Genomic DNA, 23030 nt, shown 5'->3' with positions numbered 1-23030 from the left:
CGGTCACCGGGATCCTACGCGGTCGCGGACGCGGCGGCGCAGCGCCCACAGGGCGCCCGCGGCGGTGGCGGCGGCCAGCGCCGCGGCGGCGCCCAGGGTGAGGCCGTCCGGGGCGACCACGGACTGGCCGCGCAGGGCCTGCCAGGTGAGCAGCACGAACAGTCCGGCGTAGGAGCCGGAGGCGACCAGGACCAGCCGGGTGCGCACACCGTCGTCGGCCAGGCGCGGGTACCGGCCGGCCAGGGCGATCAGGAGGAACGCGAAGAGGATGATCACCTGGAGGCCGTGCAGCCCCACGAAGTGGGCGACCCGCAGGTCCCCGGCCACCGTGCTCCAGCCGACCAGGGGAAGCCCCGGCCCGCCGTCGGGCAGGCCCACGGTGTGGGCGCCGATCACGTCCGACGAGCCGCCCCCGCCCAGTGTGACCATCTGTTCGGCGGTGGGCGAGGTCATGAAGAACGCGACGGCCATCCCGGCGAGGGCGATCGCCAGGGAGGCGCGGACGGCGACGGTGACGGAGCGCTCGCCCAGCCGCTGGACCAGCAGGACGACCCCGATGGCGAAGGTGGCGACCCAGACGGTCACGATCATGCCCGCCATCAGTGAGTAGACGGCGCTGTCGAACGCGGTGGAGTAGTTGAAGTGGCTGCTCCGGCCGCGCACCGCCTGGAGGGTGATGGCGGCGAGCTCGCCGGTCACCATGACCGCGGTGACGGTCCCCAGCCACCAGCCGGTGCGCCGCCACCTGGTGAGCAGGGACAGCAGCCAGGCGAGGGTGACGTTGTAGACGGCGATGGAGACCGCGAACTTGGTGGGCTTGAGCCAGACGGGGTCGCCGGTGACGGTCCGGCCGTCGAGGAGGATGCCGGGGACGGAGACCAGCAGCACGGCCGCGCACAGCAGGGCGGTCAGGGTGAGGGGCCGGTGCAGGTCGATGACGGTGCGGATCGTGGTCTTCAGGGGGTTCATGGGATACTCCTTGTGGATACCGAACTTATCCAGTGCGGATATTCAGACTATCCACTATCCACGCGAGCTCCGCAAGAGAGAACAGGAGAGGATGTCCGTCATGCGCATCGCCGAACTCAGTGAACAGGCCGAGGTCCCCATCCCGACCATCAAGTACTACCTGCGGGAAGGCCTGCTCCCCCGCGGCGAGGCCACCGGCCGCAACCAGGCCCGGTACGGGACCGAGCACCTGCGCCGCCTGCGGCTCATCCGGGCCCTCACCACCGTGGGCGGGCTGCCCGTCGCCACCGTGCGCACGATCCTCGCCGAGGTCGACGAGCCCGGGCTCGGCATCCACGGGATGCTCGGCAGGGTCATGCCCCGCATCCCCGCCGTCCGCAACGGCATCGAACCCGAGGAGGCCGACCGCGAGCGCGCCCGGGACCTCGTCGCCGGACGCGGCTGGCACTCCTACGCCGACGATCCCAACCTGGAGGCCCTGGCCATGGTGTTCGCCGCCCACCGCGAGGCCGGGCACCCCCTGGAGGACGACGTCCTGAGCGGCTACGCCGAGGCGATCGAGCCTGTCGCCCGCATCGACCTGGACCGGCTCGCCGCGCTCCCCGAACCCGAAGAGGTCCTGGAGGGCGCCGTCGTCAAGACCGTCCTGGGCGACACCCTCATGGTCGTGCTGCGCCGCCTGGCCCAGGTCCACGAGTCGGCGAAGCGCCGGCCGGAGGAGGTGTCACGGCCCGACTGACGCCGGGAAGCGGTCGGCGAAGGCCCCGCGCACCCGCTCGTCGCGGTCCAGAACCGCGAACACCACCCGCTCGAACACGCCCGCGAACCCACCGTGCAGATGCCCCGCGAACGCCTCCGCGACCTCCTCCGGGATGTTGCCGAACACGCCGCACCCCCACGCGCCCAGCACCAGGACGTCCACCCCGTGGTGGGCGGCCGCCGCCAGCACGCCCCGGGCCCGGACCGCCAGCACCCCCGGGATCCTCCCGGCCTGCTCGGGCTGGTTGCGCTCCACCATCCGCCGGTTGGGCGCGGCGCAGGTGAGGAACCCCGCCGTCGGAGGCTCCGCCAGCCGCCCGCCCCGGTCGTCGCACAGGACCGGGACCCGCGGCGACCAGATCAGCCGGTCGCTGTACAGCAGCGACCGCTCCGCCCGGTGGTGCTCGTAGAACTCCGGGCACCGCACCAGCGACGCGTACAGCGCCGTGGACCTGGCCAGGCTCTCCTCCTGGGCGCGGGCACCGTTGGCCACCCCGCCGCCCGGGTTGCGGGCCGAGGCGAAGTTCAGCGCCGCCGCCCGCCTGCCCTCGGCGTCCAGTCGCAGCAGCGCCGCCAGGGTGCTCTCGCCGGTCACCTCGAACCGGGTGTCGTGTCGGGCGGCGGGCGCGGGCAGCGCGGCCAGCCCCTCGGGGAGGTGGAGCCGGGTGCCCTCCCGCATCGCCGCCAGGTCGGCGGACAGGTCCACCTCCCGGTCTCCGACGCGGTACCTCTCCGCCTCGAACGCCTGCCTCGTCTCCGCCCAGATACCGCGCAACCGCTGTGACACGGGCCTTCCCCTCCTCGCCTCGGACAGCGCAGGCTATTGCGCGCCGTCCCGCCGGGTCCACCGGATAAACCCCTGGACCGGGGTTCCCGGGCACAGCAGGATGCGGTGCATGGACATGCGGCGGAAAGCGATGGACCCCAAGAGACCGGTGCGCGCCTCCAAGTACATCGCACGGGTGCTGCGCCACGACCCCGACCGGGCCGGAGTGCGGCTCGACCCCCGGGGGTGGACCTCCGTGGACGGCCTGCTCGCCGGGCTGAGCCGGGCGAACGTCCGGATCTCCCGGGCGGAGCTGGACGAGGTGGTGGCGGGCAACGACAAGCGGCGCTTCGAGCTCAGCGCCGACGGCACCCGCATCCGCGCCCGGCAGGGGCATTCGGTGGCCGTGGACCTGGGGCTGGCCCCGGCGGTGCCGCCGGAGGTCCTCTACCACGGGACGGTCGGCCGGTTCCTGCCCGCCATCAGCGCCGAGGGCCTGCGCCCGATGGCCCGGCACGACGTGCACCTGTCACCCGACGCCGAGACCGCGACCAGGGTGGGCGCGCGGCGGGGCAGGCCGGTGGTGCTCACCGTCGACGCCGGGCGCATGCACCGGGACGGCCACGGGTTCCGGGTGACGGGCAACGGGGTGTGGCTGGTCCCGGCCGTCCCGCCGGAGTACCTGTCCGGGACCGCGGAAGCCGGTCCTTCCGCGGCGGACGGCCGGACCCCCGGGGGCCTCCGGGACCGGGGCTCTCCCGGGCCGGCGAAGTCCGGGGACGAGGACCTCTAGGGTCGGGCACTCCCGGGTTTGTCGGCGCTGAAGATCGCGGTGCCCGGGATCACCCGGCCGCGCACCGGACCCCAGCCGCCCCACACCCGGTCGTGCCCCTCGGGCCACTCGGGCTCCACCAGGTCGCCCAGCACCAGCCCGGCCCGGGCGATCCCCCGCACCCAGTCGCCGACCGTGTGGTGGTGCTCCACGTAGATCGCGTTGCCGTCGTCGTCCTCCTCGACGTAGGCGCGGCGGTCGAAGTAGGACTGCCGGATGGTGAAACCGTGCTCGGTGGGGTCGTCGGGGAAACTCCACCGGACCGGGTGGGTCACCGAGAACACCAGCCGTCCGCCCGGGCGCAGCACCCGGGCCGCCTCGGCCAGCGCGTCGTCGGCCGAGGGCACGAACGGGAACGCCCCGAACGAGGAGAACACGGTGTCGAAGGCGGCGTCGGTGAACGGCAGCCGCTGGGCGTCGGCCTGGACCACGGGCAGGTCCAGCCCCAGCCGCTCGTCGATGAGCCGGGAGTGCTGGAGCTGGCGGAACGACAGGTCGAAGGAGACGACCTCGCGGACCCCCCGGGCGCGCAGCCACCGCCCGCACTGCCCCGCTCCCCCGCCGACCTCCAGGACCCGGCGTCCGCGCAGGTCGTCGAGGTCGCCCAGGAGCCCGGCCGCGGCCTCGGTCAGGCCCTCCGGGCACCAGACGAAATCGGCCTCGCCGAGGAAGCCGCCGTGGTCGGCCTGGTAGGCGTCGGCCGCCCCGTCCCACCACAGGCGCCCGGCGCGGGCGCTCTCGGCGGCGTCGACGGGGCGCCGCTCCACCCGCCCGGGTGCCGGGTAGTCGTCGTGTTCGTGCACGTGTCCCCCTGTGGGTGTCGCCGACGCGGCGGTCCCGCCGCGTGGCCGGTGGCGTTGACGGGCGCCGTCGGCCGGTGCCGCCGGCGGGTGTCAGCCGGCGTCCCCGCTCGGGCGGTCCCCGGCGGCCGCCGCGACGGGCGCGGCGTCCCGGCCGTCCCCGCCCTGTCCGGCCTCGGTCTCGGCCTCCCGGGCCTCGCGCAGCTCCCGGCGGACCAGGAAGACCCAGCCGCCGATGGCGACGAGAGTGAACACCCACCACTGGACGGCGTAGGACAGGCTCATACCGGAGTCGAGCTCGCGCACCTCCACACGCTCGGGGGCCGGGTCGGGCACCGGGTCCTGGGAGGTCAGGTCGGCGTACCCGCCGTAGACCGGGTACGGCAGCCCCTCGGCGATCATCGGGACGTCCACCATGAGCAGCTGCCCCTCGGGCAGGTCGTCCCGGTTGCGCAGCCCCGTGTTCTCCTCGGTCTCGGAGAAGTGCAGGCGCCCGGTCACCTCCACGGTGCCGGTGGGGGCGGGCGGGGCGTCGGGGGTGTCCAGGGCGGTCTCCCCCCGCTGGATCCATCCCCGGTTGACCAGCAGTGCCGGGCCCTCGCCGGTGACCAGCGGGGTCAGCACGTGGAATCCGACACCGCCGGAGCCGTCGCGGTTGCGCAGCAGGATCTCGTGTTCGGTGTCCCAGGTGCCGGAGGCCTCGACGGAGCGCCACCGGTCGCCGGGGTCGACGTCGCCGCCGACCTCGGTGAGTTCGGCGACGGGGACCGGCTCGGCGGCCAGGTTCGTCTGCTGGAGGTCGACCGCGGCACTGCGCTGTTCCCAGCGGTCCAACTGCCAGAAGCCCAGCCAGACGAATGCGGGCACGATGACGAGGACCAGCGCGTGGAACGCCAGCATGCGTTGGGAGAACAGGACTCTGCGCACGTCTTCGAGGGTATGAGACGGTGCCGGGCGCCCGGCACCGGCCCGCCCGCAGTCGGCGTGGCCGCCCCCGCGGCCGGACGGGCCCGGCCTCGGAGGGCCGGGAACGGCGGGGCGGGTGCGGGGCCCGGCGGATCGGGAGCCGAACGGCGGGGCGGAGAGTGGGGACCGGAGGTCGTCGGGGCCCGGGAACGGCGGAGCGGGGGCCGCCGTGGCGGCCCCCGCGTGAGGGTGGGGGCCGCCGTGGCGGCCCCCGCGTGAGGGTGGGGGGCGGTACGGCCCCGGCGCCCGCCGCACCGGGCGCCGGACCGGTACCGCCCGGTCCTTCCCGCGCCCCCTACTCCGCGTCGGCGGAGACGGCGGCCTTGCGCTTGCGGGCGAAGTACAGGCCCGCGCCGCCCGCGCCCACGGCGGCGACGCCCGCGGCGACCAGCCCGGTCAGGGCGCCACCGGTGAGGGGAAGCTCACCGCCGGCCTGCTGGACGGGGGCGGGCTTGTCGTCGCCGGTCTCCTCCTGCTCGTCCTCCTCGCGGGGCTTCTCCGGCGCGGGCGACTCCGGGCTCTCCTCGCCCGGCTCCTCCGGCTTCTCCGGCTTGCCGGGCTCCTCGGGGGACTCCTCGCCCGGCTCCTCCGGCTTCTGCGGCTCGGCGGGCTTCTCGGAGATGATCTCCATGCAGGAGGCCTCGGCCAGGCCGAGCACGCCCACGGCGTTGCCGCAGATGTCGACGGCCGCGTCGACCGGGACGATGACCTGGTTGCCCGAGGCCACGCCGCCGGAGCCGTCGGTGGAGGCCTCCGGGGCGCCCTCGTTCTCGGGGGCGGCCTGGATGATGTTGATGATGGTGGTGCACTTGGAGCTGGCACCGCCCAGGATCGCGACCGAGTTGCCGCAGATGTTGATGGCGGCGTCGACCGGGACGACGATCTGGTTGCCCGAGGCCACCCCGCCCGAGCCGCTGGTGGAGTAGGTGCCGTTGCCGGACTCCTCCTCCAGGACCTCGACGACCTCGACGCATTCGGCCTTGGAGATACCGCCGACGGCGACGGCGTTGCCGCAGGCGTCGATCGCCGCGTCGACCGGGATGATGATCTGGTTGCCCGAGGCCACGCCGCCGGAGCCGTCGGTGGAGGCGCCGCCCCCCTGGCCGCTGGCCTCGTAGAGGACCTCGGAGACCTGGGTGCACTTGGCCGCGGAGATACCCAGGATGGCGAGCGAGTTGCCGCACAGCCCGGCCTCGATGTCCACGGGGACGACCACCTGGTTGCCGGAGCCGATGCCGCCGGAGCCGTTGGTGGTGGTGTCGGCGAAGGCCGCGGCGGCGGGGACGAACGCGAGCCCGGCGGCGACGGCGGTGACGAAGGAGTAGCGGAAGGTACGGGATGTGTTGCGCATCTGGTGCGGCCTTTCGACGCAGGAAACCTGGGGATGCACGCCGGTCGTGGCGTGGAACCGCGGAGGCGGGACCGGTCCGCGGGGGCGCGGGGCGCTGGGTGCGCACGGTTCCGCCGGGGCGGCGGTGCGGGCCCGCCACCGGCACGAAGGCGGTGGAACGGCGGGGTGGCCCGCAGGATGCCGCGGTCCTTTTCTTCTCGAACCGGCGACGGACCGAAACGTTAGCAAGCCCACGAAGAAGCACAAGCGCTTTCCGGAAATGCTTATCTCGAGCGCAAGTACTTAGGGTCACTCTATTGTAACCATATGAAGTCAAGCCTGATCAGAGCACCTACTCTCAAAACACAGTGAGATCAAGTAGACACTCTGAGTAGTAATTTAGTCAGAAAAATTTACCGGTAAACCAACACGGCCAAACTACTAAGCAACTTCGTTGGTTAGTTTCCCCGGACACTGAAGGGCGCCTCAACCCGTGCATGGCCAATTCAGAGGAATGAGTTTGATACACCCTTTGAGAGAAAAGTCGGAAAAAGGAGATATGCACCATTGAAACCCGTCGGCCGCCAGGAGTCCTCCCGCGAGGGAGTCCGCCCGGACCCACTGGACGCAGACCGCACCAGAGGTTGCAAAGCATGACAAAACACCTGGTCAAGAGCACGTACCCTGAAGCCGAAGGGGCGCCCCGCGCCGGGGACACCGGGGCCGCGCCCCCGGTCCCACACCGGGGCCGCGCCTCCGCGTCCGCGCCGGAGACACGCCCCGGCACCCCGGGCCGCCTCGGACCTGCACCGAAACCCTGACGGCGAACACGCTTGGCAATATCCTGAACACGATGAGTAGCATTCGGTGACGAACGGGTCGGGGTCCCCGGATTCGTGCGCACCGGCCAACCGGAGACGTGCGATGCGCGTCCTGAACCTCAGGACACGCCCCCCGTTTCCCCCGCCCCTTATGGAGCACGCATGCAACCCGCACCCATCCGTACCCGCGCGCGCACGGCCCTGCCGCTGGGAGCCGCGACGCTCGCCCTCCTGCTCGTCGCCGCCTGCTCCTCGGCCGACGAGGAGCCGGAGCAGCTTCAGGGATCGGCCGGCGGCGATTCCTCTCCCTCGCCCAGCGCCGCCGCCGAACCCGAGGTCGCCACCGAGCCGTTCACCGTCGCCTTCGGCGGCGACGTGATGTTCGAGGGCCTGCTGCGCCCCCGCCTGGAGGACCCGGCCACCGCGCTCGACCCCATCTCCGAGCACCTGTCCGCGGCCGACCTGGCCATGGTCAACCTGGAGACCGCCGTGACCGAGGGCGGCACCCCCGCCCCCGGCAAGCAGTTCCTCTTCCGCGCGCCCGCCACCGCCCTGGACGCCCTGAGCGGGGCGGGCGTGGACGTGGCCACCATCGCCAACAACCACGGCATGGACTACGGGGTCGACGGCCTCCTCGACACCCTCGCCAACGGCGACGCCTCCGAGGTCGCCCTGGTGGGCGCCGGGCGCGACATCGGGGAGGCGTACACGCCGCACGTCGCCGAGGTCAACGGCCAGAGCATCGCCATGTTCGGCGCCAGCGACGTGCTCGACGACCACCTGATGGCGGAGTGGACCGCGGGCGAGGGCAAGCCCGGCATGGCCTCCACCAAGGGCGAGATGAAGCAGCACATGCTCGACGCCGTCGCCGAGGCCGCCGCGCAGTACGACAACGTCGTGGTGTTCCTGCACTGGGGCCTGGAGGGCTCGCACTGCCCGCTGCCGCACGCACCCACCCTCGCCCAGGAGCTGGTGGACGCGGGCGCCACCGCCGTCGTCGGCGGGCACGCCCACGTGCTGTCCCCCGGCGGGTTCATGGGCGACTCCTACGTGCACTACGGGCTGAGCAACTTCGTGTTCTACAACTTCAACGGCCCCACCGCCGAGACCGGCGTGCTCACCCTCACCTTCGACCAGGGCTCGGTCACCCAGGCCGACTGGCTGCCCGCCCAGATCCAGAACGGCGTGCCCGTCCCCTACGAGGGCGCCGCCGCGGAGAGCGCCGCGCAGACCTGGGTCGACATGCGGACCGAGTGCGGCCTGCCGCTGACCGACTCGCCCGCCTGACCCGGACCGGCCTCGGGGCGCCTCGGAGGAGGCTCCGAAGGGGGCCCGGGACGGATCCTGGCGGGACTTCGGGACGGATCCCTCGACGACTCCCACCGGGCGTTCGCGTCGGTCGACGCGGACGCCCGGACCCTTGTCCGGAGTGCGGGGAGATCGGACTGCACGGGTGGCCGGGGTGCACGGGGTGTGCGGGTGACCGGGTGGGCGGGTGACCGGGGTGCGCAGAGTGGGCGGGGAGTGCGGTTGCGCGGACCGAATGGGTCTCGTCAGACGGCCGCGGAGGCCGGGACCCCGTGCCGGGCACAGACCTCGGCGATCTCGGAGAGCAGCCCGTGCCGGTGCGCCGCGCCCAGGTAGGAGGCCCGGACCCCGTTGGCGGCCAGCCGCACCAGGTCCTCCGGGGACAGCCCCAGGTGGTGGGCGGTGCGGTACTCGTTGACGAGGTCGGTGCCGAACATGGTGGGGTCGTCGGTGTTGAGGGTCACCAGCAGCCCCGCGTCGAGCATGGCCGGCAGCGGGTGCTCCCCGATCCGCGCCACCGCCCGGGTGCACACGTTGGAGGTGGGGCTGACGTCGATGGGGACCTGCTCGTCCACCAGGCGCGCCACCAGGTCCTTGTCGAGCATGGAGTCGATGCCGTGCCCGATGCGCTCGGCCTTGAGCAGGTCCAGGGCCTCGACCACCCGCTCGGGGCCGCCGTGCTCCCCCGCGTGCGGCAGGCTGGCCAGCCCGGCGGCCCGGGCCCGGCCGAACACGTCGGCGTAGGGGACCAGGGTGCTGCCCGTCCCGCCCACCCCGAACCCGACCGTGGTGGGAGGCGCGTCGGCCAGGACCGCGTCGAGGGTCCGGTCCGCGCTCTGCGGTCCGAAGTCGGTGGGGAAGTCGGGGATCCAGCGCAGCCGGATGCCGTGTTCGCGCTCGGCCTCGCGGCGGGCCGCCTCCACCCCGTCGAACACCACCCGGGCGGGCACCCCGCGCATGAGGTGGGTGTAGAGGCTGATGTGCAGCTCGGCGTAGCGGACGTTCTGCGCGGCCAGGCGCTCGGCGACCGCCGAGGTGAGCAGCGCGAAGTCCTCCTCCTCGCGCAGGGCGCCGACCGAGGCCAGGTACACGTCGAGGAAGTGCGGGAAGTCGGTGAAGGCGTACCAGTCGCGCAGGGCCTCGAGGGTGTCGGGGACGGACTCGACCCCGTGGCGCCGGGCCAGGGCGAAGAGGGTCTCGGCGGGCATGGAGCCCTCGAGGTGGACGTGGAGCTCGACCTTGGGGAGGTCGCGGATCAGGGCCTCGACCGCGTCGGAGGCGGGGGCGGCCGCGGGGGCCGGGACGGGGTCGGGAACGGAGACCGCGTCGGGGACGGGGCCGGAGGCCGCGCCGGAAGCGGTGCCGGGGTTCGGGTGGCTGCTCATGGCGCGAGACTACGGGTGGCCGGCTCCGGCCTCCAAGGGCTTCCGGTGAACCTCACACCCACCTGTCAGGTGGGGGTCCCGATACCGTGCGGGGTACGGTCCCCCCGCCATCGGCCTTCCGGGTACGCGCCGCCCGCAGGGAACTCCGCATGCGCGCCCGTCCCGGATCGCGTACCCGGCTGTACGCGGCGCCGGCCGTACCGCCGGTGATCGGTGTCGTCCTGTTCTCACTCCTCGTGTCCTCTCCTGTGGAACGGGCCCTGACCGCGGCGTTCGCGGTGGCCGTCTGCGTGATGTGCGCTCTGCTGTGGCGGCTGGAGCGGTCCCTGCGCCGAGCGCATGCCCGTTACCCGCTCGACTCCGACACCGACCCGGTACGGTCGGCGGCCGCCGTGCGCGAGGTGGAGAGGGGGCGGACGACCGGCGACCCGGAGACCGACCGTCTGGGACGGGCGGTGGCGGAGTCCGCGCCGGCCTTCCACACCTGCGGGTTCCTCGGGTTCTCCGTGGGGGCGCTGGCCGTGTCGTTCTGGGGAGCCTGGATCGTCTCACTTCCGGGGCCACCGGGGCTGTCACCGGGCGAGGTGTTCCTGTACACGGCACGGCCGGTGGCGGGTGCGGTGCTGCTGACGGCCCTGTGGCCGTCGGTCCTGCGGCTGCGGCGCCGGGCCCGCGCTTTCATCGCCGCCCATGACCGGGGGACGGCGTGATCCCGCCGCGGCCCGCGGTGCCCCCGCCCTCACCGTCGCGCCGGGCGGTCCGGGCCGCCGTGGCGAAGGTCCGGCGGCACCCCGGGCAGGCGGACCTGCGCCCACGACAGCGTTGAGGGAAGCGGAAGGACCGGAGGGGGCGAGGCGGCACGCGCCCGCCCGTGGGCGGGGGAGGCGGCGGCGCCTCCCCCGCTGTCGGGGTCAGGAGGTGGCGGGTGCGCCGTTGAGGCGGCGGGGGACGCCGAGCGGGTTGGCGTCGCGGAGCACCTCCGGCAGGAGGGCGTCCGGCACCGACTGGTAGGTGACCGGGCGCAGGAACCGGCGGATCGCCGTGCTGCCCACGGAGGTGTGCAGCGGCGCGGTCGTCGCCGGGTACGGCCCGCCGTGGGTCATGGCGTGGGTGACCGCCACACCCGTCGGCCAGCCGTTCCAGACGACCCGGCCCGCCACGGACGCCCCCAGGGCCAGCAGTGCGGGTGCGATCGCGTCGTCCTCCTCGCCGTGCACGGTGACGGTGAGCTGCCCCTGGAGAACGCCCGCGGCCTCCAGCAGCCGCCGCTCGTCGGCGTAGGTCACCACCAGCGTGGCCGGGCCGAAGCACTCCTCCAGGAGGGCCTCCGCGTGCTCCAGCAGCGCGTCCAGGTCGGTGCGCAGCAGCGACGGCGACCAGGCGCCGTCCCCGTCCCGCGCCCCCTGGACCAGGACCTCCGTGGCCGGGTGCCCCGAGAGGGAGTCCAGCCCGCGGGCGAACCCGTCGGCGACCCTGTCGTTGAGCAGCGGCGTCGCCGCCCGCCCCTCGAAGTCCGCGATGAGCGTGTCCAGCTTGGTGTCCTCCGGGACGAAGAGCACGCCCGGCTTGGTGCAGAACTGCCCGGAGCCCAGGGTCGCGGACTCGGCGTACCCGGTGAGGATCTCCCCACCGCGGGCGGTGGCGGCGGCCCGGGTGACGAACACCGGGTTCACGCTGCCCAGCTCCCCGTAGAACGGGATCGGGTCCGGACGCGACACCGCCAGGTCGAACAGGGCGCGCCCGCCGGGGATGGACCCGGTGAACCCGACCGCCCGGGTCAGCGGGTGCAGGACGGCGAGCCGTCCCGCCTCGACTCCCTCGACGAGGTCGAACGACCCCTCGGGGGCGCCCGCGGCGGCCAGTGCCGCCACGACGACCTCCGTGGTGCGCCGCGCCAGGCGCGGGTGGCCGGGGTGGGCCTTGACGACCACCGGGCAGCCGGCGGCCAGTGCCGAGGCGCTGTCCCCGCCCGCGGTGGAGAACGCGAACGGGAAGTTGCTGGCCCCGAACACGACCACCGGTCCCAGCGGCACCAGCAGGCGCCGCACGTCGGGTCGCGGGGTCCCCCAGTCGGGGTCGGCCGGGTCGACCATGGCCTCCAGGTAGGTGCCCTCCTCCAGCACTTCGGCGAACTGCCGCAGCTGGAAGGTGGTCCGGGCCAGTTCGCCCCGGCAGCGGGCCTCCGGGTAGTGCGCCTCCTCCTGTGCCAGGGGGACGAGGTCGTCCGCAGCTGTGTCCAGTGCCTCGGCGACGGCCCGCAGCAGCCGGGCGCGCTCGGCGGGAGCGAGCGAGGCCAGCAGCGGGGCGGCGGCGGCCGCACGCTCCATGACGGCGTCGAGTTCCTCGGGCGTGGTCTCCCGCGGAATCCCGTGCGTCGGCGGCGGGGTGTTCATTGACTCAACCTCCAAGAGCGATGGCTGTGAGGCCTCGGGCACGCTCCCACCATGCCGTGATGATGGCGCGGAAGGAAGAGTCCGCAGAACGAAACTGGAATTTCCCCGGAACCAGGTGATTCCGGAACGGCATCATAGGTGGCGTGACGACTAATTCCCGAAGCTCAACTCCCCCGCGGTCGCGGAGGACCCCCGCAGGCAAGAACGGGTCGGGTCACGCACGTGTCTCCACGGACGAGCTCGCCTTCGCGCAGGCCCCGCTCCGGAGGCTCCCCGCCCAGCAGCGCAGCATGCTCCGCGTCCAGCGGATGCTCGACTGCTGCGCGGAGATCCTGGACGAGGTCGGCTACGACAACCTCTCCACCACGCGGATCGCCGAACGCGCCGGGGTGGCGATCGGCTCGGTGTACCAGTTCTTCCCCGACAAGAAGGCGATCACCCAGGCCCTGGGCCTGCGGTTCCTCGACCAGTTCGGCGCTCGGATCACCGAACGCCTCGCCGGGGCGTCGTTCGGCCACTGGACCACCGCGGTCGACGCCATCGTCGACGAGTACATCGACATGCACCGCAACGTGCCGGGCTTTCGCAGCCTGCACTTCGGCGACATCGTCGACACCCGCCTGCTCAACGGCGGCACGGACAACAACCGGGTCATCTCTATCCGGCTGCGCCAGATCGTCGTGTCCGCCTCCGGCATCTCCGACGACGACGACCTCGACCGGGCCGTCCACGTGGCCGTCGAGGCCGCCGACGCGGTGCTCAAGCTGGCGTTCCGCAACGACCCCGAGGGCGACCCGGACCTCATCAACGAGGCGAAGCGGATGGTGAGCAGTTACCTCACCGACTTCTCACGGCGCAACGGACGCGACGAAGGCGAGGCGCGGTGGTAGGCGACGCACCCGTGGACGCGGTGGACGGAAGAGCGGAGGGCGAGCGAGCGGGGGGCCGGCGGGCAGGGGACGGAAGAGCGGGGGATGGAAGCGCGGCGGACGGCAGGTCCACCCCGGTCACCGGGTCCGCGGCGGGGATCCCGTTCGTGGCCCTGCCCCCCGCGACCGGCGTGCACCCGGCACCGCTCGTCCTGGGCCTGCACGCGTTCGAGCCGCCGCGCGGCGAGGCCGCCCTGGCCGGAACCGTGCCCATGGCCTCGCTGCCCGCCTGGCGCGTCTACCCGGGCCTGCCGCTGTTCGGCGCCCGCCTGCCCCGGGGCGGCGTGCGCGAGATCGGCCGCCGCGGTGAGAGCGACTACCTGATGGAGCTGTTCGGCCCGGTGGTCGAGGAGGCCGCCGCCGAGCTGCCCCGCCTGGTCGCCGAACTACGCTCCCTCTTCCCGATCACCGACGACCCGGTCGGCCTGGTCGGGGTGGGCGCCGGCGCGTCCGCCGCACTGCTGTCCCTGGCCGAGGGCGACCTGCCGCTCGGCGCCGTCGCCCTCATCAACCCGGTCGCCGACCCGGCCCCGCTCCTGGCCGTCCGGGAGCGCAACCACGGCACCCCCTACGGGTGGACCGAGGAGTCCCTGGCGGTCCGCGAGCGGTTCGACTTCACGAGCCGGGCCGCCGACGTCGCCCAGAGCCGCGTCCCGACGCTGATCGTCAGCGGTGGCCGGGACGACGTGCTGCCGCCCGAGCACGGGCGTGGCCTGCACGACGCGCTCCGCGCCGAGTTCCTGGGCACCGCGGCGCAGGAGGAGCAGGGAGGGCGGGAGAGGCAGGAGGGCCGGGAGGGCCAGGGTTCGGGCTGGTTGCGGCGACGCCGCCGACCCAGGCGGGACACCCCCGTACCCGTGTCCCCCGAGGGGACGAACCATGTGCTCCGTCACATCGTGATCCCCGATCTGGCCCACGCCATCGGCCCCGAGCCCGGACTGGAGCCCGGCCCGCTCACCCCCGGCGGCGTGCTCACGGACCGGGCCCTGACCGAGTGGTTCCACCGGCACGTCACGGCTTCCGCGCAGGTCCGGGCCGGGTCCGGACAGGGTCGGCACCCCGGAGGAGGCCCACGCGCCGCCGTCCCCTCCCCGTGACGGCACGTTCACCGTGTGCACCCCGCCACATCCCCGGCCGTCCCCTTAACGGACGCCACCGCGACAGCCGGTCCGCGTTCCATGGGATCATCCAGGGGCGACCGCTCCAGAGCGGTCCACCTGACCGTTTCGACTCATCCTTCAGGAGGGCGAACCACGTGACGGAACCGGCACCGGTCTTTGCCAGCGGGGTCGACAACGAGCGGTTGAACGCGCAGCTCCGCTTCCTTCTGGAGGTGGACAAACTCAAGCGCATCCTGCGGCAGAACCTGCTGGTGGACGGGTCCCGCAGGGAGAACTCGGCCGAGCACTCCTGGCATCTGGCGCTGACCGCGCGGACCTTCGCCGAGTACGCCCCCGAGGGCACCGACATCGACAAGGTCGTCGAGATGCTGGTGCTGCACGACATCGTCGAGATCGACGCGGGCGACACCTTCCTGTTCGACCAGGTCAGCTCGCAGACCCAGGCCGCGCGGGAGCGTGCCGCCGCGGACCGCATCTTCCCGCTGCTGCCGGAGGACCAGGCCGAGCGGGCCCGCGCCCTGTGGGAGGAGTTCGAGGCCAGGGTCACCGCGGAGGCGCGCTTCGCCCGGGCCGTCGACCGGCTGTCGCCGATGCTCGCGAACTGGCACAACGAGGGCGGCACCTGGGTCCGGTTCGGGATCACCCGGGCCCAGGTCATGGAGAAGGTCAAGCTGATCTCCGAGGGCTCCGAGGCGCTGGGGGCGTACGCGACGGCGCTCATCGACGACGCCGACCGGCGCGGGTACTTCCGCACCTGAGGCGCCTGAGGTCGCTGAGGTCCCTGAGGTGCAGGCGCAGCGGCGCAGCCGGATCATCGGGGCTGTCGGATCATCAGGGCTGTCGGAGCCGCCCGGGGCGCCTGCCGCTCCTGAACCGGTACCCGGCCGACCGGGTGCGGCGCCGGGGTCCGGGGGTGGGAGCGGGGCGGCCGGGACCGGGGACCAGGAACCGGGTAGCGGATCCCGGAGGACGGGGCACGGATACCGGCACCGGTCCGGACACGGGTACGGACGCGGATCAGGGTGCTCACGCGGGTGCCGGAGCAGGAGCGGGAGCGAACGCTTGCACGGGTGCGGCGGGATCAGACCCGGCCCATGAGCAGCTGCACGGCCGCGGACAGACCCACGATGACCAGGGCCACACGCAGGGCCGCGGCGCTCATCCGGCGTCCGAACCGGCCCCCCAGGTAGCCGCCGACGATCGAGCCCACCGCGATGAGGCCGACCACCGGCCACGACGGCGAGGCCAGCACGATGTAGAACACGGCGGCGACACCGTTGACGATCCCCGCGAGCAGGTTCTTCAGGGCGTTGAGCCGCTGTAGGTCGTCGTCCAGTGCGGCGCCCAGGATGCTCATGAGGATGATGCCCTGGGCAGCGGCGAAGTAGCCGCCGTAGGTCCCCGTCAGGTAGGCGCCCACCGGCAGCAGCGGGCCGCCGTCCTTGCGGGCGGGCCTGCGGGTCCGAGCCCAGCGGGTGATGCGCGGCTGGAGCACGATGAGCACGCAGGCCGCGCCGATCATGAACGGCACGACCTTCTCGAAGACCCCGGCGGGAAGGTAGATGAGCAGCAGCGCGCCGGTGATCGCCCCCAGCAACGACATGCTGCCCAACCGGACCGCCCGGCCGCGCTGCCCGACCAGCTCCCGGCGGTAGGCGACGGCACTGCTGATGCTGCCCGGCGCCAGGCCGATGCTGTTGGAGATGGTCGCGGTGATCGGCGGGTACCCCAGGGCCAGGAGCACGGGGAAGGTGAACAGGGTTCCCGACCCCGCGATGGAATTGATCCCTCCGGCGGCGATCCCCGCCAGCAGGATGGCCGCGGCCTCCCAGAGTTCCATAGTCCGGCTTTCGTGGCTTCTCCGCTCCCTCGACCCTCGAGGGTCCCAACAGACTACGAGAGCACCACCTGGGGGCCGGTCATCGGGTCATCAACCGGCGGTCCGCTGCTGGTCGTCGCCGGTGGATGGAGGCTCCGGGGTGTTCGGAGGTCACAGGTGTCCGGAGGCCGCGGTCCGGGCGGTTCTCCCAAGAGCGGAGGCCGGAGTCCCGAGCCCGGCCTGTTCCCGGGCAGCGGAGGCCGTGCGGCGACCGGTGGGCCGGTCCTGGAAAGCCCGGTCCCGGGGCGCTCCGGCGCCCCGGGACCGGGAAGAGGACGGACCGTGGTGTCAGGGCGCCCGCACGATGTCGTCGCGCAGCCGCTGGAAGGCGGCGCCGACCCCCTGGATGGCCTGTCCCATCTCCGAGGGCACGATCCACACCTTGTTGGCGTCGCCCTTGGCGATCTCGGGGAGCTTCTGGAGGTAGTGGTAGGCCAGCACGTCCGGGTCGACCCTGCTGGTGTGCAGGGCCTTGAACACCATGTGGATGGCGTCCGCCTCACCGCGCGCCCGGACGGTCTGGGCCTCGGCGTCGGCCTTGGCGGTGAGCATCTGCGCCTCCGCCTGGCCCTGGGCGCGCAGCACCGCGGCCGACCGCTCGCCCTCGGCCCGCAACACCGCGGACTGCTTCTCGCCCTCGGCACTGAGCAGCTGCGCGCGCTTCTCGCGATCGGCGCGCATCTGCATCTCCATGGCCTCCTGCACCGAACCGGGCGGCTCGATGCCCTTCAGCTCGATGCGGCTGATCTCGATGCCCCAGTCGCTGGTGGCCTCGTCCAGCACCGTCTTCAGCTCGCGGTTGATCTGGTCGCGGGAGGTGAGGGTCCCCTCCAGATTCATGCCACCGATGACGTTGCGCAGGGTGGCCAGGGTGAGCTGCTCGACCGCCTGGATGAAGTTGGCGACCTCGTAGGTGGCCCGGTAGGCGTCCACGACCCGGATGTACACCGCGGAGTCGACCTCGACGGCCAGGTTGTCCTCGGTGATGGCGGACTGCGGCGGGAAGCTCACCACCTGGACACGGCGGTCGATGCGCTCGCGTACCTGGTCCACACCCGGGATGACCACGTTGAACCCCGAGTCCAGGGTGCGGTGGTACTTGCCGAAGCGCTCGACCACGTCCTGCATGGAGTGCGGGATGATGCGCACACTCCGCCAGAAGATGAGAAGGAGAACGGCGACGAAAAGGGAGACGATGATGATCATGGTCATGCGATCACCCCTTTGTCCTGCGCCGGGGCGGTATTCGACATCGACATCTGGGCAGCTCCGGTTCTCCTGACGGGGGTGCAGGCAGCGCGGGCACGGGCCGCGCAGCGCCCGGCCCCGCCCACCCGATGATCATAAAGCGCGCCGAATTGGAGCGTTCCGCTCACCGCCGAAGACGGTACCCGAAGTCACATCGGGGAGCCATATCCGGACAGAAACAGTATTTAAGGTCAATATGATCGCGCTGTTTCCGTACCCCTTATTCCGGTTCCGGTGGTGATTCCGGCTTCTCGGTCCCCGACGGGGGACATGGGGACGGGGGACGGGAGCGGGGAAGGGCATGGAGATCGGAGCGGGCGGTGGACGGGTCAGAGGAGAGGACGGGGCGGAAGCGGTGCGGTGCGACGGGGCTACGGGAGCCTGCGGTGGGGCGGAAGCGGTGCGGTGCGACGGGGCTGCGGGAGCCTGCGGTGGGGCGGCACCGGGCGGCGGGGGCCGGCGGCGGGGGGAACCGACGGCGGGTGTGGGGAACCGACGGTAGGCGGTGGACGGGGGGAAGCGGCGGTGGACGGGGGGGAGGGGTCAGGAGAGGGACCGGCGGGAACCGGGAGCAGGGGCGGGGCGGGGCGGAATGGAGAACGGCCGGCGGAGGACCGCCGGCCGTGCAGGGGGGAGCGTCTCGGAGAGGGGCCCGGAATCAGACGGCCCGGGCGGTCCAGCGGTCGCCGTCCCGCTCCACCTTCAGGGGCAGGCCGAACGTCTCCGACAGGTTCTCGGCCGACATCACCTCGCCCAGCGGGCCCGCCGCGACCACGGCGCCCTCGCGCAGCAGCAGTCCGTGCGTGAACCCCGCCGGGATCTCCTCCACGTGGTGCGACACCACCACCAGGGCCGGTGCCGCCTCGTTGCGGGCCAGCGCGCCCAGGCGGCGCAGCAGGTCCTCGCGGCCGCCCAGGTCCAGGCCCGCAGCCGGCTCGTCCAGGAGCAGCAACTCGGGGTTCGACATCAGCGCGCGGGCGATCAGGACCCGTTTGCGCTCCCCCTCGGACAGCGTGTGGAAGTCGCGGTCGGCCAGGTCGCCGACCCCCCAGTGGCCCAGCAGCGCCCGCGCCCTCCCCAGGTCCGGGACACCGTACTCCTCGCGGAACCGCCCCAGGTACCCGTAGGCGGCGCTCAGCACCAGGTCCAGGACCGGGGTGCCCTCCTCGATGCGGTTGGCGATCGCCGCCCCCGCGTACCCGATCAGCGGCCGCAGCTCGAACACGTCCACCCGGCCCAGGTGCTCGCCCAGGACCTCCACCTCGCCGGAGGTGGGGTACAGCTGGCTGAAGGCCACGCTCAGCAGGGTGGTCTTGCCCGCGCCGTTGGGGCCCAGGACCACCCAGCGCTCACCCTCGAGCACCGACCAGTCGACACCGTCCAGCAGGAGCGCGTCGCCCCGTCGTACGGTGACCCCGCTCAGCCCCAGAACCCGACCGTCCATCGTTCTCCCTCACGTCACTCGCGTCCCGCGCCGGTGCAGGTGCCGACCTACCCTGGAGCCATGAACTCCACGTCCGCAACACTCGTCGCCTGGGGCAACGCCTGGCTGTCCGGGCACATCGGCCTGGACGAGGCCGTGGACGCCGTCGAACGGCACGGGCCCCAGCTCATCGGGACCGTACCGCCGGGGGACCTGCCCTTCGAGGAGGGCGTACCGCTGCGGACCGCACTGGTACGGCTTCGTGGCCTTCCCGACACGCGGCCGTCGATGTTCCGACTGGCGCTGCCCGTACAAGGGGACCCGCTCGGCCTGGTCGGCCCCGGGGAGCTCAACCAGGCCGCGCTGGAGGCGCGGGAGGGGGTACTGCTCCGACTCGCCGACCGCCAGGTGGGGCTGGTCCCCACGACCGACCGGCGCGGTTCATCCTACGTGGGGGTCTCCTGGACCCCGTATCCGGCCAACGACACGACTCCCCAGGTGCCCGACCTCTCCGAGGCCGAGCAGGAGCTCAAGCTCACCCTCATCGAGGTCGCGCGCGAACTGGGGGGCGTCGACGACCTCGCCGGTTTCTCGCCCGCCGTGCACCGTCGGGTGGCCGCCCTGGACACCCCCTCTTCCAATGGGGTGCTCCCGCCCGGGTACCCGCAGCGCGCCCGCGGAGTCGCCGAGCAGGCGGCGAGGCTGGCAGCGGTCGTGGACCTGGCCGACGCCCGGGCCGGCCGCGGCATGAGCGCCCACCAGGTCGACCTGCGGTCCCGGTCCCTGCGCCGCCTGGACGCGGCGGTGCGCCGGGCCCTGGTGGCCGCGCACTCCTCGATCCCCCTGTGAGCGGGGTTCTGCGCTGGGGCCGGGGTGCTGGGTTGGGCCGGGGCTCTGGGGCGGGGGTGGAGGTCCTGCGGCGGGGGCTGGGGCTTTGGGCGAGGACTGGGGCTCTGCGCCGGGGGCCGGGGTCCTGCGGCGGGGACCGGGGTCCTGCGGCGGGGACCGGGGTCCTGCGGCGGGGGCCGGGGCTCTGCGGGTGCGAGCCTGAGTGTTGCGGGTGCGGGCCGGGGTCCTGCACTGTTGGACCGCCCCCGCGCCGCCCCCTGTCGGGAAGCCTCCGAACCGGGCATTCTTGGACCTGAGGGGAAGTCTCAGGGTCGGACCAGGGGAGATACCTGATCCGCTGGGGACAGCGCCGAACCGATACTTGGAATGCGGCCGAGCCCGGCCCACGATCGAGGAGGAGACCCGAGAGCATGCAGCCCGAGCACATCCGAGCTTCCGACGCGGACCGTGACAAGGTTGCCGAACGCCTGCGCGAAGCGCTGGCGGAGGGTCGCCTCAGTCCGGTGGAGCACGAGGAACGCCTCGACACCCTCTACAAGGCCAAGACCATCGGCGAACTCGCCCCCATCGTCTCCGACCTGCCCGTCTCCGGGCACAGCCCCTTCCAGACCGTGGTCGGCGGCACCGGGAGCGGTACCGGAGTCGGTACCGACGGTATGGAGATCCTCGGCCAGGAGGCCCGCGACCTCGCCGGGCAGAGCAAGGGTTCGGAGAACATGGTCGCCGTGTTCGGCGGCTGCGAGCGCAAGGGCCGCTGGCTGGTCGAGCCCCGCACCAACGTGTCCGTCCTGTGCGGCGGCGTCGACCTGGACCTGCGGGAGGCCGTCCTCAGCCGCCGCGAGGTCACCATCCAGGTCGCCGTCATCCTCGGCGGAGTCGACATCACCGTCCCGTACGGGGTCAGGGTGATCAACAACACGTCCGGGATCCTCGGCGGCACCGAGTTGCACGGGACCGACCAGGTGACCGACCCGAACGCCCCGGTCATCCGCCTCACCGGCACCTGCATGCTGGGCGGAGTCTCGGTGAAGGCGAAGAAACCCCGCAAGTCCAAGAAGGACAAGTGACGCCCGGCACCCGCGGACACCCCGGCCCGGTGTCCACATAGTGAACTAGCTGGGAAAAGAAGCAGACCTGCGCGTCGGCGCCACCGGGCGGCCGAGTACCGTGGGTGGCGCCATGAATGATGAAACCACGTTGTTGGTGACGGTGACCGGCCGCGATCGCCCGGGTATCAGCGCGCGACTGTTGAGCACCCTTTCCGTCTTCCCCGTGACCATCTCCGACCTGGAACAGGTCGTCCTGGCCGGACGCCTCGTCCTGGGCACCGTCCTGGAGGTCGACGAGCGGGTCGCCCCCGGGGTGAGCCGCCAGCGCGTCTTCGAGGAGGTGCGCAACGCCCTCGACAAGACCGCGATCGACCTCGACATGGAGGTGGACTACGCCCCCGGCGACGCGCGGAACCGGGTCAGCGAGTCCTCCTCCTCTGCACGGCTGCACGTCACCGTGCTCGCCGACCCGCTGCGTCCCGGCGCCCTGGGGGCCATCACCTCCTGCGTGGCCCGGGCGGGCGCCAACATCGACCGGATCGAGCGGCTGTCCAGCTATCCGGTCACCTCCGTGGAGATGGAGATCTCCGGTGCCGCGGGCGACCCCACCCGCCTGGCGCAGCTGCGCGCCGAACTGGCCATGGAGGCCTCCACCCAGGGCGTGGACGTCGCCGTCCAGCCCAGCGGCCTGCACCGCCGCGCCAAGCACCTGATCGTCATGGACGTCGACTCCACGCTCATCCAGGGCGAGGTCATCGAACTCCTGGCCGCCCACGCGGGCTGTGAGGAGGAGGTCGCCCGGGTCACCGAGCAGGCCATGCGCGGCGAACTCGACTTCGAGGAGTCCCTGCGCCGCCGTGTCGCGCTGTTGGAGGGCCTCGACGCCTCCGCGATCACGGAGGTCTGCGAGGAGATCCAGCTGACCCCCGGCGCCCGCACCCTCATCCGCACCCTGAAGCGGCTGGGCTACGAGTGCGGCATCGTCAGCGGCGGATTCACCCAGATCACGGATGTGCTGGTGGAACGGCTGGGGTTGGACTACTCGGCCGCCAACACCCTGGAGATCGTCGACGGCAGGCTGACCGGCGGCCTGGTGGGCCCGGTCGTGGACCGCAAGGGGAAGGCGGTCACGCTGGAGCGCTTCGCGCGGGAGGCGGGGGTTCCGCTGGAGCAGACCGTCGCCGTCGGCGACGGGGCCAACGACCTGGACATGCTCCAGACGGCCGGCCTGGGTGTGGCGTTCAACGCCAAGCCGGTGGTGCGGCAGCAGGCGGACACGTCGGTGAACGTGCCGTACCTGGACACGATCGCTTTCATTCTGGGGATCACCCGGGAGGAGATCGAGGCGGCGGACCTGCACGGGGAGGCGGAGCCGGCTTCGACGGGGGGGACGTCGCTCTAGGGGACTGGGGCTGCTCTGGGGATTTCACCTGTTGGGGGCGGGGTGGGAGTGACCGTCCCGGGACTGCCCGGTCAGGTCCAGGGTGGGTGACAGGGCGGGTGTTCGGTGCCGGCCGTTCCCAAGGGGGAGAGGTCCTCTGCGGCCTTCACCCCTGGGGCCGGGGTGGGAGTCTCTGTTCGGGTTCACCCCTCTGTGGTGCCCGGGGCGGTTCGGGTGCGGGTTACCCCAGCGGGGGCTGGTGTTACAAGCGAGGTCGGGTGCGACCGGCGGGTTTGCAGGCGGACCCTTCCTCCGTGGACCTGTGTGGCCGGGCGTGGCAGGCCTCGCGCGCACCCGCCCCGTAAACCCCCACCACCCAGCACACCCGTCAAACGCCCAGGTCTGGTGGTCTGCCGCACGCCGACTGCGGCGGGACGGGCCCACGCTCCGCCGTCTGTACCTTCCCAAACGGCCGGGCTTTTGGAAACCAACGCTTGCTGCCGGGAGCGACCACAGACCGCCCTTTCCAGATGGTGACCCTTTTGGAAACCTCCAAGTCCGTCCACCCCCCCTGAAGCCGGGGCCGAGGTTCTCCCTCCCCCAACCCCCCTGAGGCCGGGGCCGAGGTTCTCCCTCCCCCAACCCCCCTGAGGCCGGGGCCGAGGTTCTCCCTCCCCCAACCCCCCTGAGGCCGGGGCCGAGGTTCTCCCTCCCCCAACCCCCTGTGCTCGGGGCCCGGGCCCACCCTCCGGCTATGGCCGAGGCCCCCGGTCCGACGGGAAACCCCCTGAAGCCCGGGCCGAGAAACACCCACCCACACCC

The 23030-nt window shown here is 72.7% G+C and carries 20 protein-coding genes; 10 read left to right on the top strand and 10 right to left on the bottom strand.

Features of this window, described 5'->3' with window-relative positions:
- Nucleotides 1–3: 3 nt before the first annotated feature.
- Complete coding sequence (locus ACSUPR_RS16890) at nt 4–969, bottom strand: hypothetical protein (protein WP_436885566.1); 966 nt, start codon at nt 967–969, stop codon at nt 4–6.
- A 100-nt stretch (nt 970–1069) separates the two neighbouring features.
- Here ACSUPR_RS16890 and ACSUPR_RS16885 point away from each other — a divergent pair, with 100 nt between their 5' ends.
- Nucleotides 1070–1708, top strand: a complete 639-nt coding sequence (locus ACSUPR_RS16885; RefSeq protein ID WP_436885565.1) for a MerR family transcriptional regulator — start codon at nt 1070–1072, stop codon at nt 1706–1708.
- Here the strand turns inward: ACSUPR_RS16885 and ACSUPR_RS16880 are convergent.
- Complete coding sequence (locus tag ACSUPR_RS16880; RefSeq protein ID WP_436885564.1) at nt 1694–2515, bottom strand: TIGR02452 family protein; 822 nt, start codon at nt 2513–2515, stop codon at nt 1694–1696. The two genes, ACSUPR_RS16885 and ACSUPR_RS16880, sit on opposite strands and share 15 nt — an antisense overlap.
- Before the next feature lie 130 nt (nt 2516–2645).
- Here ACSUPR_RS16880 and ACSUPR_RS16875 point away from each other — a divergent pair, with 130 nt between their 5' ends.
- Nucleotides 2646–3287 carry an RNA 2'-phosphotransferase gene (locus ACSUPR_RS16875; RefSeq protein ID WP_436885563.1) on the top strand — a complete coding sequence of 214 codons (642 nt, stop codon included), beginning with the start codon at nt 2646–2648 and terminating at the stop codon, nt 3285–3287.
- On the opposite strand, the gene ACSUPR_RS16870 is transcribed toward ACSUPR_RS16875, so the two are convergent.
- The 3 genes from ACSUPR_RS16870 to ACSUPR_RS16860 form a co-directional block, all read right to left on the bottom strand.
- Nucleotides 3284–4129: a class I SAM-dependent methyltransferase gene (locus tag ACSUPR_RS16870; protein ID WP_436885562.1), complete on the bottom strand. Its 846-nt coding sequence runs from the start codon at nt 4127–4129 to the stop codon at nt 3284–3286. The two genes, ACSUPR_RS16875 and ACSUPR_RS16870, sit on opposite strands and share 4 nt — an antisense overlap.
- A gap of 90 nt (nt 4130–4219) precedes the next feature.
- Nucleotides 4220–5053 (bottom strand): SURF1 family cytochrome oxidase biogenesis protein, encoded by an 834-nt coding sequence (locus ACSUPR_RS16865; protein ID WP_436885561.1) that lies wholly within the window; start codon nt 5051–5053, stop codon nt 4220–4222.
- Nucleotides 5054–5387: 334 nt separating this feature from the next.
- Nucleotides 5388–6443: a chaplin family protein gene (locus ACSUPR_RS16860; RefSeq protein ID WP_436885560.1), complete on the bottom strand. Its 1056-nt coding sequence runs from the start codon at nt 6441–6443 to the stop codon at nt 5388–5390.
- Nucleotides 6444–7405: 962 nt separating this feature from the next.
- Between ACSUPR_RS16860 and ACSUPR_RS16855 the strand changes: the two genes are divergently transcribed.
- Nucleotides 7406–8530, top strand: a complete 1125-nt coding sequence (locus ACSUPR_RS16855; RefSeq protein WP_436885559.1) for a CapA family protein — start codon at nt 7406–7408, stop codon at nt 8528–8530.
- 266 nt (nt 8531–8796) lie between these two features.
- Here the strand turns inward: ACSUPR_RS16855 and add are convergent, their stop codons facing one another.
- Nucleotides 8797–9936, bottom strand: coding sequence for an adenosine deaminase (add, locus tag ACSUPR_RS16850; RefSeq protein ID WP_436885558.1), 1140 nt, complete (start codon nt 9934–9936; stop codon nt 8797–8799).
- 149 nt (nt 9937–10085) lie between these two features.
- Here add and ACSUPR_RS16845 point away from each other — a divergent pair, with 149 nt between their 5' ends.
- A complete protein-coding gene (locus ACSUPR_RS16845; protein WP_436885557.1) occupies nt 10086–10646 on the top strand; it encodes a hypothetical protein in 561 nt (186 codons plus the stop codon).
- Between the two features lie 201 nt (nt 10647–10847).
- On the opposite strand, the gene ACSUPR_RS16840 is transcribed toward ACSUPR_RS16845, so the two are convergent.
- A complete protein-coding gene (locus ACSUPR_RS16840) occupies nt 10848–12329 on the bottom strand; it encodes an aldehyde dehydrogenase (NADP(+)) (RefSeq protein ID WP_436885556.1) in 1482 nt (493 codons plus the stop codon).
- A 290-nt stretch (nt 12330–12619) separates the two neighbouring features.
- Here ACSUPR_RS16840 and ACSUPR_RS16835 point away from each other — a divergent pair, with 290 nt between their 5' ends.
- The 3 genes from ACSUPR_RS16835 (at nt 12620) to ACSUPR_RS16825 (ending at nt 15137) form a co-directional block, all read left to right on the top strand.
- The gene (locus ACSUPR_RS16835; RefSeq protein ID WP_436885555.1) at nt 12620–13219 is read left to right on the top strand and encodes a TetR/AcrR family transcriptional regulator; all 600 of its coding nucleotides are present in this window, start codon (nt 12620–12622) and stop codon (nt 13217–13219) included.
- Between the two features lie 137 nt (nt 13220–13356).
- The gene (locus ACSUPR_RS16830) at nt 13357–14355 is read left to right on the top strand and encodes an alpha/beta hydrolase family protein (RefSeq protein WP_436892039.1); all 999 of its coding nucleotides are present in this window, start codon (nt 13357–13359) and stop codon (nt 14353–14355) included.
- A 158-nt stretch (nt 14356–14513) separates the two neighbouring features.
- On the top strand, nt 14514–15137 hold the full coding sequence (locus ACSUPR_RS16825) for an HD domain-containing protein (RefSeq protein WP_436885554.1): 624 nt from the start codon (nt 14514–14516) through the stop codon (nt 15135–15137).
- A 323-nt stretch (nt 15138–15460) separates the two neighbouring features.
- Here the strand turns inward: ACSUPR_RS16825 and ACSUPR_RS16820 are convergent, their stop codons facing one another.
- The 3 genes from ACSUPR_RS16820 to ACSUPR_RS16810 all read right to left on the bottom strand — a co-directional run bounded on the left by ACSUPR_RS16820 (nt 15461) and on the right by ACSUPR_RS16810 (nt 18950).
- Nucleotides 15461–16219, bottom strand: coding sequence for a sulfite exporter TauE/SafE family protein (locus ACSUPR_RS16820; RefSeq protein WP_436885553.1), 759 nt, complete (start codon nt 16217–16219; stop codon nt 15461–15463).
- Nucleotides 16220–16546: 327 nt separating this feature from the next.
- The gene (locus ACSUPR_RS16815) at nt 16547–17470 is read right to left on the bottom strand and encodes an SPFH domain-containing protein (protein ID WP_436885552.1); all 924 of its coding nucleotides are present in this window, start codon (nt 17468–17470) and stop codon (nt 16547–16549) included.
- A 694-nt stretch (nt 17471–18164) separates the two neighbouring features.
- Entirely contained in the window at nt 18165–18950 is a 786-nt protein-coding gene (locus ACSUPR_RS16810; protein WP_436885551.1) for an ABC transporter ATP-binding protein, read from the bottom strand.
- Between the two features lie 60 nt (nt 18951–19010).
- Here ACSUPR_RS16810 and ACSUPR_RS16805 point away from each other — a divergent pair, with 60 nt between their 5' ends.
- The 3 genes from ACSUPR_RS16805 (at nt 19011) to serB (ending at nt 22229) form a co-directional block, all read left to right on the top strand.
- Complete coding sequence (locus ACSUPR_RS16805) at nt 19011–19778, top strand: hypothetical protein (RefSeq protein ID WP_436885550.1); 768 nt, start codon at nt 19011–19013, stop codon at nt 19776–19778.
- A gap of 410 nt (nt 19779–20188) precedes the next feature.
- The gene (locus ACSUPR_RS16800) at nt 20189–20845 is read left to right on the top strand and encodes a DUF1707 SHOCT-like domain-containing protein (protein ID WP_436885549.1); all 657 of its coding nucleotides are present in this window, start codon (nt 20189–20191) and stop codon (nt 20843–20845) included.
- Nucleotides 20846–20957: 112 nt separating this feature from the next.
- Entirely contained in the window at nt 20958–22229 is a 1272-nt protein-coding gene (gene serB, locus ACSUPR_RS16795; RefSeq protein ID WP_436885548.1) for a phosphoserine phosphatase SerB, read from the top strand.
- Nucleotides 22230–23030 lie beyond the last annotated feature (801 nt).

Source organism: Nocardiopsis dassonvillei, from assembly GCF_964273065.1.
Taxonomy (GTDB): Bacteria; Actinomycetota; Actinomycetes; order Streptosporangiales; family Streptosporangiaceae; genus Nocardiopsis; species Nocardiopsis dassonvillei_B.
Note: the sequence above shows the minus strand (reverse complement) of the source record. Positions and strands in the feature narration are given on the sequence as shown.